This window comes from Daejeonella sp. (assembly GCF_030684675.1).
GTDB lineage: Bacteria > Bacteroidota > Bacteroidia > Sphingobacteriales > Sphingobacteriaceae > Daejeonella.
Map to the genome: position 1 here is coordinate 81,125 of NZ_JAUXXZ010000066.1, position 10,933 is coordinate 92,057.

General features: G+C 39.2%; 12 protein-coding genes. 10 read left to right on the top strand and 2 right to left on the bottom strand.

Going from position 1 to position 10,933, the window contains the following annotated elements; translation table 11 throughout:
• Positions 1 to 2: 2 nt before the first annotated feature.
• Together hisIE and Q8M41_RS14620 are read left to right on the top strand one after the other, a co-directional pair.
• On the top strand, positions 3 to 596 hold the full coding sequence (gene hisIE, locus Q8M41_RS14615) for a bifunctional phosphoribosyl-AMP cyclohydrolase/phosphoribosyl-ATP diphosphatase HisIE (RefSeq protein ID WP_305366026.1): 594 nt from the start codon (positions 3 to 5) through the stop codon (positions 594 to 596).
• Positions 597 to 617: 21 nt separating this feature from the next.
• A complete protein-coding gene (locus Q8M41_RS14620) occupies positions 618 to 1,535 on the top strand; it encodes a WD40 repeat domain-containing protein (protein ID WP_305366027.1) in 918 nt (305 codons plus the stop codon).
• Between the two features lie 377 nt (positions 1,536 to 1,912).
• Here the strand turns inward: Q8M41_RS14620 and Q8M41_RS14625 are convergent, their stop codons facing one another.
• Positions 1,913 to 2,698 carry a C40 family peptidase gene (locus Q8M41_RS14625; RefSeq protein ID WP_305366028.1) on the bottom strand — a complete coding sequence of 262 codons (786 nt, stop codon included), beginning with the start codon at positions 2,696 to 2,698 and terminating at the stop codon, positions 1,913 to 1,915.
• An 86-nt stretch (positions 2,699 to 2,784) separates the two neighbouring features.
• Between Q8M41_RS14625 and Q8M41_RS14630 the strand changes: the two genes are divergently transcribed.
• A complete protein-coding gene (locus Q8M41_RS14630) occupies positions 2,785 to 3,258 on the top strand; it encodes a universal stress protein (protein WP_305366029.1) in 474 nt (157 codons plus the stop codon).
• A 59-nt stretch (positions 3,259 to 3,317) separates the two neighbouring features.
• Here Q8M41_RS14630 and Q8M41_RS14635 read toward each other — a convergent pair whose 3' ends face one another.
• A complete protein-coding gene (locus Q8M41_RS14635; protein WP_305366030.1) occupies positions 3,318 to 3,668 on the bottom strand; it encodes a 4Fe-4S dicluster domain-containing protein in 351 nt (116 codons plus the stop codon).
• Between the two features lie 104 nt (positions 3,669 to 3,772).
• On the opposite strand from Q8M41_RS14635, the gene Q8M41_RS14640 reads away from it, so the two are divergent.
• The 7 genes from Q8M41_RS14640 to Q8M41_RS14670 all read left to right on the top strand — a co-directional run bounded on the left by Q8M41_RS14640 (position 3,773) and on the right by Q8M41_RS14670 (position 10,749).
• On the top strand, positions 3,773 to 4,798 hold the full coding sequence (locus Q8M41_RS14640; protein WP_305366031.1) for an acyl-CoA reductase: 1,026 nt from the start codon (positions 3,773 to 3,775) through the stop codon (positions 4,796 to 4,798).
• 244 nt (positions 4,799 to 5,042) lie between these two features.
• Positions 5,043 to 5,246 carry a fructose-6-phosphate aldolase gene (locus Q8M41_RS14645; RefSeq protein WP_305366032.1) on the top strand — a complete coding sequence of 68 codons (204 nt, stop codon included), beginning with the start codon at positions 5,043 to 5,045 and terminating at the stop codon, positions 5,244 to 5,246.
• Positions 5,243 to 5,923, top strand: a complete 681-nt coding sequence (locus tag Q8M41_RS14650; protein WP_305366033.1) for a cell division ATP-binding protein FtsE — start codon at positions 5,243 to 5,245, stop codon at positions 5,921 to 5,923. The genes Q8M41_RS14645 and Q8M41_RS14650 overlap by 4 nt, the downstream gene beginning before the upstream one ends.
• Positions 5,924 to 6,093: 170 nt before the next feature.
• A complete protein-coding gene (locus tag Q8M41_RS14655; RefSeq protein ID WP_305366034.1) occupies positions 6,094 to 6,726 on the top strand; it encodes a nucleotide exchange factor GrpE in 633 nt (210 codons plus the stop codon).
• A gap of 77 nt (positions 6,727 to 6,803) precedes the next feature.
• Positions 6,804 to 7,976, top strand: a complete 1,173-nt coding sequence (gene dnaJ, locus Q8M41_RS14660; RefSeq protein ID WP_305366035.1) for a molecular chaperone DnaJ — start codon at positions 6,804 to 6,806, stop codon at positions 7,974 to 7,976.
• 125 nt (positions 7,977 to 8,101) lie between these two features.
• Positions 8,102 to 8,527 carry a hypothetical protein gene (locus tag Q8M41_RS14665; protein WP_305366036.1) on the top strand — a complete coding sequence of 142 codons (426 nt, stop codon included), beginning with the start codon at positions 8,102 to 8,104 and terminating at the stop codon, positions 8,525 to 8,527.
• A 134-nt stretch (positions 8,528 to 8,661) separates the two neighbouring features.
• Positions 8,662 to 10,749, top strand: a complete 2,088-nt coding sequence (locus tag Q8M41_RS14670) for a TonB-dependent receptor (protein WP_305366037.1) — start codon at positions 8,662 to 8,664, stop codon at positions 10,747 to 10,749.
• The last annotated feature ends 184 nt before the right edge of the window (positions 10,750 to 10,933 follow it).

The following is a 10,933-nucleotide window of genomic DNA, read 5'->3' on the forward strand; positions in this document are numbered from 1 at the left end:
AAATGACGATTGATTTCAATAAAGGAGAAGGTCTGGTACCTGCAATTATTCAGGATGAGCAAACACTGGAAGTGCTTATGCTTGGTTACATGAATGCAGAAGCATATCAGAAAACGGTGTCTGAAAATAAGGTTACTTTCTTTTCAAGGACGAAAAACCGTTTGTGGACAAAAGGTGAAGAAAGCGGAAACTTTCTTCATGTGGTATCCATCGCTGAGGACTGCGATAATGATACCCTGCTGATCAAGGTAAATCCGGTCGGGCCAACCTGTCACAAAGGCAACAGAAGCTGTTTTGATACGGCTTTTAACCAGAATTTCATCTTTGAACTGGAGAAAATCATTGGAGATCGTTATGCAAATCCAGTCGAAGGATCTTATGTCAACAAGCTTCGTAATAAAGGACTGAACAAGATTGCGCAAAAGGTTGGTGAAGAGGGTGTTGAAACTGTGATCGCTGCGCTGAATGAAACAGAGCATGACTTAATCAATGAGGCGTCCGATCTGGTGTTTCACCTGCTGGTATTATTGAAAGAAAAGAATGTCAGTCTCGAAAAAATTGCCCAAAACCTGGAAGGCAGACATTCGGGAAAATAATTTTTTGAACACCTTCCGAATATGATCGAGATTCAAAACACAGCCACTTTATCGGGGCATCAGAACCCTATTTTCACTGTCGAGAATTCTCAGAAAGCAGGGATAATCTTTACAGGAGGAAATGATAAAGGAGTTGTGGAGTGGAATGTAAAAACTCCGGGCTTTATCAAGGTGCTTTTCCCGGTAAAATCATCTGTATATAGTCTTCATTGCCCGGTTTCAGCACCACTCCTTCTTGCTGCTGAGCGTAGCGGGCAGGTGGATGTCTTTAATTTTGAGGAACAAAAGATTGTAGCTGTATTAGATCACCATAAACTTCCGGTTTTTGATATCAAATCTGTATCCTCTAAAAATGAACTGATTATTTCATCTGAAGATGGTACCGTAAGTATCTGGGATATTAAAAGCCTGAATCTGTTATTTTCATTCAAGGTCTCCTCAGAAACAGTCAGGGTGATAAGTATCAGTCCGGATGAAAAAACAGTTGCTTTCGGTTGTAAGGATAATACGATCAGGATATACAATCTTGAAGATTATAGCCTGATTCATATTATTGATGAGCATACGATGCCCATCAGTTCAATCCAGTTTTCTCCGGATGGGAAACACCTTTTATCAGGAAGCAGGGATGCTCAGTTGAAGATCTGGAGCAGTTCCGATTATTCCCTGGTTCAAAGTATTCCGGCACATTTATTTTCGATTTATAGTATCGCCTTTCACCCCGATCTGCCTTTTATGGCCACTGCAAGCAGAGATAAAAGTATCAAGATTTGGGATACAGAAACTTATAGCTTAAAGAAAACCATCAGTCTTGAAAAAGGATACAATGCCCATCGCCTGTCCATCAATAAAATCATTTGGGAATCAGTTGATAATCAACTCATTTCAGTTAGCGATGATAAATTGTTGAAGATTTGGAAAGTAGAGTTTGGTGGGTAGTTGTTGGTTGTTAGTTGTTGGTTGCTGGTAAATTTTCGGTTCATTGCAAACTTAATTTTCAATGCCATGATGGTTTAATTTCCACCCGATAGCCATCAGTTCTCAACGATCTGTCATCCCGACGCAGGAGGGAACTTAGCCCCTATCGACCTCTATTTTCGCTGCAAAACTCCTACTCACCCATTGTGAAGTTCCTTCTCCGCCCAGGGCGGATCAGGATGACATCCTGCTTAAATTAAAATTAATAATATTAGCAAATTTCTTTACTAAATGTCAATCCGATAGCTATCGGATATCAATTCTCAATTCAGTTCTTTTTATTAGGATTCTTTTGGTTCCTGCCTCTCACTACTCAATACTCTATACTCAATACTAACTTAATTAAACCTCTTAACAATCCTCAACTTATGCGTATACTTATTCAACTCTTTATTAAATATGCCCTGGGTGTCGACCGGATCGACCCTTACCCTACCTGAAGCATGAATAATGCGGTCATTATCAAGCATGATTCCTACATGGGTAATCCGTCCTTCATCATTATCAAAAAAAGCAAGATCACCGGCTCTGGCTTCCTGAATAAATCCTAATAATTGGCCTTGCTCGGCCTGCTGCCAGGCATCCCTTTTTATGCGGATACCGAACTGCCGGAACACCATTTGTGTAAACCCTGAACAATCAATCCCAAAAACTGAACGTCCTCCCCATAGATAAGGTGCATTCATATAAAACATGGCTGCCTCAGCAACTGAAGATCTGAACTCGTTAATTTTCGGATGGTGGACTTGCCCTTCAAGTTTATACCGGGTCTCTCCCAAATAGAAATAATTATCGACAGTATGTGGAATAATCGTGCCAGCCAACAGATTCAGCACTTCTGAAGTATCGGTTTTCAATACAGCATGAATGGCAAATAAACCAAGTATTGTATTCAGGTTTGATAAGCCTGCATGTGCAGTATCAGTGATCCCGATGTATTGCTTATTATCGATCCAGCCTTCATAATCATCGTAGCTTGTCAGAACCCTTGTCCATTTTTCTCCAACCTCAAGAATACTAAAAACCTCGCCAAATAATAACTGAGAGCACATCTCACTCTTATCAGAAGGATCAGTCCGGAGCGGGACAAGTGCAAGATTACAAACACCAAACTGTTGATTCATATTGCAAATAAACCAATTTTACATTAAATTGAGCGATAATTGAAGCCTAAATACCAAAATCACTAAAATTTAACCAGAAAAGAATTATGATAAGTCCTGAAAACATTAACAGAATACTTATAGCGGTTGAAGACAGCCCTTATTCGGAATTGGCGGTAAATTATGGTGTATTACTGGCTAAGAATCTTGGTTCGAATATCATTCTGGTTCATGCTGATGAAATTCCCATTGCCTCATCATACACAGCTGATCCATTACTTAATGAGTCGCCGGCAATGATTCCTGAACTGATGAACATACAGGAAGAAGCGAGTAAAAATCTTTTTAAAAGATTAGTTGAGAAGCATGGTAAGACCGTAGAAATTTCAACCTATACCCGGATTGGCAGGGCTCAGGATGAGATTCTGGCAGTTGCGGAAGAATGCAAAGCTGATCTCATTATTCTTGGAACACACGGAAGAACAGGATTTGATCATTTCATTTCAGGAAGTGTTTCTGAGAGTGTTGCCAGAAAATCAAAATGCCCGGTTTTGATCATTCCCAATCCCGAAAAGAAATAAAAAAACAGACATAAAAAAAGCGGCCTGAATTATCAGTCCGCTATCATAATCTATTAATCTTATTCAACGTGCAGCCATGCTTTCTTAGCAAGCAATTCTTCACGGCTTTCGCGAACATCTTCGTCATCAACGCAGCAGTCTACCGGACAAACTGCGGCACATTGTGGTTCATCATGAAAACCAACACATTCGGTACACTTATCCGAAACAATGTAATATACCTCATCCGAGATAGCAGCCTGTGCTTCTTCTGCATTCAGGGTTGAACCATCTCCAAAATCAATGAGGCCTTTTAATCCTGTGCCATCAGAAAATCTCCATGCTGCACCGGCATCATAAATTGCGTTATTTGGGCATTCGGGCTCACAAGCCCCGCAGTTAATACACTCATCGGTGATTTTAATTGCCATCTTATCTAAAAGTCTATTTGTAAAGCTATTTTTGCACTAAAATTGAGCAGAAGCTCATTTTTGAGTGTGGGACAAATATAACATTATTTGAAGTAAATATTTTAATGAGTAAGATTTTGACAAGCAATCAACGAATCACGGCTTTTGAGGCTTTAGGCCATATCATGGCAAAACCAGATGAGCAATTAAGTGCATTAATTAACTCTGCACACCAATACAATGCCTGGTTCACTCCTCAAAGTGCTGCAATGGCTGTGAGTGCAATTGCTGGAATGATGAATAAAAAGGATCTGGGAAAATGGCTGGAAAATGAATCAGGAAACGCCGAAATAAAAATGCGCTCTATAGGTTTAATTCTGGCAGGCAATATTCCGATAGTTGGATTCCATGATATTCTTTGCGTCCTGGCATCCGGGCACAAAGCGCTGATCAAACTATCTTCTCAGGATCAGAAGTTAATACCCTATATACTGAATAAACTAGTTGAAATTGAGCCTAATTTTGAGCAACAGATCAGCTATATCGATAGATTGAAAGATTTTGATGCAGTAATCGCGACAGGAAGCAACAATACTTCAAGATATTTCGACTATTATTTCAGTAAAGTACCGCATATCATCCGCAAAAACCGAAACAGTGTAGCTGTATTAAACGGTCAGGAGAGCAGGGAAGAGCTCAAAGCTCTAGGCCATGATATTTTTGATTATTTCGGTCTCGGCTGCCGGAATGTTTCAAAACTCTATGTACCTCAAGGCTATGATTTCAGAATATTTTTCGAATCGATTGAAGGATTTAAATCGGTGGCTGATCATCATAAATACAATAATAACTACGATTATAACAAATCGATTTTTTTAGTCAATCTCGACAAACACCTTGACAATGGCTTTCTGCTATTAAAAGAAGATTCACATTTTGTTTCGCCTCTCGCAGTATTATATTACGAAGAATATCAGAAACTTGAAAAAGTGGAATCCGAATTACTGAAAAATGAAGATCTGATCCAATGCATCGTTTCCAATTCTAAATTACCACTCAGTACATTGCCATTTGGTCAAAGCCAGTGCCCCGGTCTATTTGATTATGCCGATGGTGTGAATACGATGAAGTTCTTAAGAGAACTTAGGTAGGAGTTGTCTGATGACTGAAGTCTGAGGTCTGATAAGAGGATACTAAAGTAAAGAATACTTCATCTCTTTGTTCTTAAAAAAATACCATAGGTAGCTGAATCCAGTCTTGATTCCTGGCTCCTGGTTCCTGGCTCAATTCTGTTGACTTTTGTCATAATAAAGGCCCCTAATTCCCAATGAATCTCCCATAAATCTAACTACTAAATACTAACTACTAACTACTATTTAATTAACTTTGACCATAATGTATGTGATTAAAGTAAAGGGGGGGGCAAAAATCCCGGATTATGTTCAATTGCGTGATGAGAAATTCACACTTCTGGCGTATTTTCGCGTTGACCGGCCTGAAAAAGCACTGGAGAAAGCGGGACTTGCAGAACAGGCAGATTACATCATGAACAAAATTAAAGACCTGCCTTTCGGGCAAATTTTAAAACTAGAATTATGATTGCAAACTCCGTTATAAAATTAGAAGGTGTAGATGTGTATCAGCAAAAGCACCTGGTACTGAGCAATGTAAATCTGCATATCAATCCGGGTGAGTTTGTGTTTTTAATCGGACAAACCGGTTCAGGAAAAAGCAGTTTATTGAAGATTATCTATGGAGATCTGCATATTTCAAATGGAAACGGGCTTGTTGCAGGTTTTGATCTTAAGAAACTAACAGTAAAAGACATCCCTTTTCTTCGTCGTAAACTGGGAATTGTTTTCCAGGATTTTCAGTTACTGACCGATCGCACCATTGAACAAAATCTTGAATTTGTAATGAAAGCCACCGGCTGGAAGGATCAAAAACTAATTTCAGAACGCATACTTGATGTTCTGGAAAAGGTAGGATTACGTTCAAAGATCAAAAAAATGCCTCATGAACTATCCGGTGGTGAACAGCAGCGCGTTGTAATTGCCAGAGCATTATTGAATGATCCTGAATTAATACTTGCAGATGAGCCAACAGGAAATCTTGACCCTGAAACATCAGAAGAGATTGTTACGCTTTTGAAGCAGATCAGTCAGTCGGGTACCGCGGTACTAATGGCCTCACATGATTATCATATCATCAGGACCTTTCCTTCCAGAATTATTAAATGTGAAGCTGGCCTGGTTCATGAAGATGTGAAAATATAGAGCAAAGGTTAATTATATCTTGATCACTAATTTGATCTCAAGCTCTATTAAATCAAAATTTTATTGATCCTAAACTGTCTTTGTTCCTTGCTCTTTAATCCTCCTATCCTGCAAAAACACTGACAGCTTGACTGATTTTATCTTTGGCAAAAAAATTGTGATGACTTAATATGAATTTTTCAGAAATATTGAATAAAAAGAAGAAGAAGAACAAAATGGAAGTGAATCAAAATCCTGAAAATATAGAGCAAAATGAAACACTGCATGAGAATGAGACCGATAAAAATGAAGTTTCAGATGGTGTAGAAGAAGGATCAGAAGAATCGTCTTCTGAAAATAAGGAATCCCAGATTTCAGACGAAGATAAATTGAAGGCAGAAGCTACCGAATGGCAGAATAAATACCTGCGTTTATATGCAGAATTTGACAATTTTAAACGCCGCACAAGTAAAGAGCGACTGGAATTACTGCAAATAGCAGGAAAAGATGTCATATCTGATCTCTTAACCGTACTCGATGATTTTGAAAGAGCACAAAAATCAATAGAAACTGCTACAGATGTGGTAGCAGTGAAAGAAGGGGTAACACTTGTTCAACTTAAATTAAAAAGTATCCTTAACCAAAAAGGGTTGAAGGAGATGGAATCAATAGGCAAAGAATTTGACGCCGATTTGCATGAGGGTATAACCAGTATTCCTGCACCTTCAGCGGATTTGAAGGGCAAGGTTATTGATGAATTAGAAAAGGGGTATTTACTGAATGATAAGGTAATACGCTTTGCAAAAGTTATTATTGGTGCATAAAATAATATGCTGGTAATTATATTCGAATCAGAATTAATTGCTCAATTAAACAATGTGCATATTGTTGATTTATAAAAATGGCTAAAAGAGATTATTACGACATACTTGGTGTCACACGCAGTTCAAATGCCGATGAGATAAAAAAAGCTTATCGGAAAATGGCGATCAAATATCATCCGGATAAAAATCCCGGGGATAAAGCTTCTGAGGAGAATTTCAAGGAAGCTGCCGAGGCCTACGAGGTTTTAAGCAATCCTGATAAGAAAAAAAGGTACGATCAGTTTGGCCATGCCGGAGGAGCTTCTAGTCCGAATGGCGGTGCTTATGGCGGTGGCCACATGAATATGGAGGATATTTTCAGTCAGTTTGGAGACATCTTTGGCGGTGGAGGCGGTGGCGGAAGTCCATTCGATAGTTTTTTCGGTGGCCAGCAGCAGACCAGAGGTGGTCGTCGTGCTTCCAGAGGAAGTAATCTTCGGATCAAGGTTAAATTAAGTCTTGAAGAGATAGCCAAAGGAGTTGAGAAAAAAGTAAAAGTTAACAAACAGATTGTTTGTGACACCTGCGATGGAAGCGGTGCTAAAGATAAATCCTCATTTAATACTTGTAGTACCTGTAATGGAAGCGGAGCGGTAAGAAGGGTAACCAATACCATCTTAGGTCAGATGCAAACCACAAGCACCTGCCCTACCTGTAATGGTGAGGGAACACAGATTACTTCAAAATGTACGGTTTGTCATGGTGATGGACTTACACGGGGCGAGGAAACAATCAGTATCAATATCCCTGCCGGGGTAAGTGAAGGCATGCAACTTTCGATGAGTGGCAAAGGAAACGCTGCTCCAAGAGGTGGTATTCCAGGCGATCTGATTATTCTTATTGAAGAAATACCTCATGAATCATTGAAGCGTGAAGGAAATAATATCATTTACGACCTGCACATCAGCTTCATTGATGCTGCCATAGGTGCCAGCGTTGAAGTACCAACCATTGATGGAAAAGCAAAGATCAAGATTGAATCAGGTACCCAGGGCGGAAAAATTTTACGTCTGAAAGCTAAGGGTGTACCGGAAGTAAATTCCTATCATAAAGGAGATCAACTCATTTATGTCAATATATGGACTCCAAAAGCATTATCAAAAGATGAACATGAAATACTTGATAAACTTAGGGAATCTCCGAATTTCAAACCTCAGCCAGGGAAAAATGAAAAGAGCTTTTTCGATAAAATGAAAGAATATTTCGAATAAAGAAAATTAATTTCGATTGATAAAACCCATCCAAAATCGATGGGTTTTTTTATGAAAATGGGTCAGGGTTTAGCTTGAACCAGGCATACTGAAATTTTGTATCTTGATGTATAAATCCTTCTCTGATGAAATCCATAATCATTTGCTTGATTCTAATAAGTCATGCATTCCTCTCCTTTAGCCAATTACCTGAACCTTCTGTAAAGTCTGTAAAAACAAAGTCTGTTGTTAAACTATTAGGCAGTATTGATTCAGGCATGATAATCATGGCTGATCGTTTTATAATTAAGGTGTTTCTTGTTGGAAACCCATCAGGCAGCGCAATGCAAGCTGGAGGTCATGAAAACAGTTGCAATTTACTTGTCAATGTAGCTGAATACGATGAAAACCCCATTTGGAACCTTTTTTCAATTGGGCCATTTTATAATCCAAAAATATCTGCAGGACCTGATCTTAAAGACAAATATATGTTGAGCATAGAACATGGAGGATATGATGAACGCCGGAAAACAAATCTGGCTATTTTCTTTAATAAGGTAATTATTGAATAATCAGATCAGGGCTGTTTCTAAACACTCAAAAATTTTACATCAATTTTCAATATCCATTACAATAAAAGCAAAATTTCATTATAAGTTTTAATAAATTAGCCGCGCCTAAGAAAAAAGGATTTTTAATATAAAAAATGGAAACAAGCAGATATTTTAGTTTCAGGGGAATAAAATTCACTCTGATATTTACATTATTAGTGAATGTTAGCTTTGCACAAAGCAAAGTAGATTCGGTTCAGAAAGTAAAAGAAATTGTGATCAGGGCTTATCTTTCAGAACAGCCAATATTACAGGTTCCATCATCTGTGAGTTTAATCAGTAATAAACAATTGAGAGACCAGCCCGGGATCTCAATGGTACCTGCCCTTAACGCGGTACCCGGTATCAGAATGGAAGAAAGATCTCCGGGAAGTTATCGCCTATCCATTCGTGGAAGTTCATTAAGATCCCCTTTTGGAGTAAGAAACGTAAAAATCTATCTGGATGAATTCCCATTGACAGATGCGGGAGGAAACACCTATCTAAATCTGATCGATGTGAACAGTATCCATAATATTGAAGTTTTGAAAGGCCCCGATGGCAGTTTATTCGGAGCAAACTCCGGCGGAGTTGTATTGATAAACCCTGTCGACAAAAATGCCGACAGTACCTGGGCATCAGCCGGTATCAGCAGCGGATCATATGGTTTGTTTCATGAAAAGCTAGCCGTTCAGAAAAAATTCAAAAACCAATACCTGAACATTAATCATTCCTATCAGAGATCAGATGGTTACCGTGAACATAGTGCCATGAGCCGTCATTATGCCCAACTGATGTACCGCATGAATTATTCAGAAGAGAATCAGCTTCGTGTACTTGCTTTTTATTCTGACCTGGAATACAAAACTCCCGGAGGTTTGACCCTGGCTCAATACAATCTCAATCCACAGGCAGCCCGACCATCAACCGCATTTGTTGCAGGCCCGGTTGCACAAAAAGCCAGGATTGAAAACAATACTTTATATGCCGGAGTTGTCAATGATGCAAAGATCACCGGTAATTTGCGGCATGTTTTTGGAGTCTATGGCTCAAAAACCGATTATCTGAACCCATTCATTACCAATTATGAAATCCGTAAAGAATATACAGGTGGAATAAGAACCTACCTCGAGCTATCCGGAAATGAAGATAAAGCAGTTAACTGGAAATGGAATGCCGGTCTTGAATTGCAGGGTACCAGCGCTGATATTGCCAACTATAATAATAACAGAGGAGTTCAGGGCAGTCTACAGGCACAGGACGATATACTTTCGCGTCAATTTTTCTATTTCACACGTTTTTCTGCAAATATCGGCGACAAGCTTACCGCCGAAGTTGCCGCCAGCTTAAATTATTACAGGTATAAGTTTTCAAAGGATATCAGATCTTATGCGAGCCGATTTGAACGCAATTTTGATCCTGAACTAATGCCACGATTTGCACTATCTTATCAGATATCAGATATGCTTGCGCTTCGTTCTTCTATCAGCAGAGGTTATTCACCTCCAACAATTGCCGAGGTTAGAGCATCTGACAAGAAGATCAATACAACTCTGGAATCTGAAACAGGATGGAATTACGAAGCAGGTTTCCGCTTACGTAATGGCAATGACCGTCTTTGGATGGATGCCTCAATTTTCCAGTATCGACTTGAAAATGCGATTGTTCGACGCGTAAATGCAGATGATACTGAATTCTATTTAAATGCTGGTGGTACCCGGCAGACTGGTGTGGAAACCCAGACCAGCTATTGGCTTATCGAACCGGGTTCAAAAGGGTTCTTAAGCGGACTTCAGCTGCAAAACAGTTTTACACTCAGTAAATATTTTTTCAGGGATTATCAGAATGGAACAGCAAATTATTCGGGAAACCGTTTAACCGGCACGCCCAGAAGTGTGATAGTCAGTGGTCTGGATTTCCGCTTTCAAAAGAATTTCTACCTGTTCGCACAGCACAATTATACCTCGAAAATCCCTTTGAATGATGCGAACAGCGTATATGCAGGAAGTTTTGACCTTGTACATTTCAAAGCGGGTTGGAGAAGCTCAAAACCCGGAAAACCTGTTTTGGATTTTTACGCAGGGATAGACAATCTGTTGAATGAAACTTATAGCCTTGGGAATGATATAAATGCCTTTGGAGGCCGGTTCTTTAATGCTGCACCTAAGCGCAATTTCTTTGGAGGAATAAAATATACCTTGTAGCTAAATTAATACTCATCCGACTTTCCTCTTAGTGCCGGATGAGTAATGAATGACCCCGAAGCAGAGCTTCGAGGTATCGCGTTATTCGAATAACCGTAATTGTGCCCTATGAAACTTCTTATAAGCAGTCTTTTCTTGGCCTTGTTCATTTATATATTTTTGAATAGTCTCCTCATTTGCGTAC

Excerpts from the sequence above, each read along its gene's own strand:
- hisIE (WP_305366026.1), top strand. The coding sequence starts at position 3 with ATGACGATTGATTTCAATAAAGGAGAAGGTCTGGTACCTGCAATTATT.
- Q8M41_RS14620 (WP_305366027.1), top strand. The coding sequence starts at position 618 with ATGATCGAGATTCAAAACACAGCCACTTTATCGGGGCATCAGAACCCT.
- Q8M41_RS14625 (WP_305366028.1), bottom strand. The coding sequence starts at position 2,698 with ATGAATCAACAGTTTGGTGTTTGTAATCTTGCACTTGTCCCGCTCCGG.
- Q8M41_RS14630 (WP_305366029.1), top strand. The coding sequence starts at position 2,785 with ATGATAAGTCCTGAAAACATTAACAGAATACTTATAGCGGTTGAAGAC.
- Q8M41_RS14635 (WP_305366030.1), bottom strand. The coding sequence starts at position 3,668 with ATGGCAATTAAAATCACCGATGAGTGTATTAACTGCGGGGCTTGTGAG.
- Q8M41_RS14640 (WP_305366031.1), top strand. The coding sequence starts at position 3,773 with ATGAGTAAGATTTTGACAAGCAATCAACGAATCACGGCTTTTGAGGCT.
- Q8M41_RS14645 (WP_305366032.1), top strand. The coding sequence starts at position 5,043 with ATGTATGTGATTAAAGTAAAGGGGGGGGCAAAAATCCCGGATTATGTT.
- Q8M41_RS14650 (WP_305366033.1), top strand. The coding sequence starts at position 5,243 with ATGATTGCAAACTCCGTTATAAAATTAGAAGGTGTAGATGTGTATCAG.
- Q8M41_RS14655 (WP_305366034.1), top strand. The coding sequence starts at position 6,094 with ATGAATTTTTCAGAAATATTGAATAAAAAGAAGAAGAAGAACAAAATG.
- dnaJ (WP_305366035.1), top strand. The coding sequence starts at position 6,804 with ATGGCTAAAAGAGATTATTACGACATACTTGGTGTCACACGCAGTTCA.
- Q8M41_RS14665 (WP_305366036.1), top strand. The coding sequence starts at position 8,102 with ATGAAATCCATAATCATTTGCTTGATTCTAATAAGTCATGCATTCCTC.
- Q8M41_RS14670 (WP_305366037.1), top strand. The coding sequence starts at position 8,662 with ATGGAAACAAGCAGATATTTTAGTTTCAGGGGAATAAAATTCACTCTG.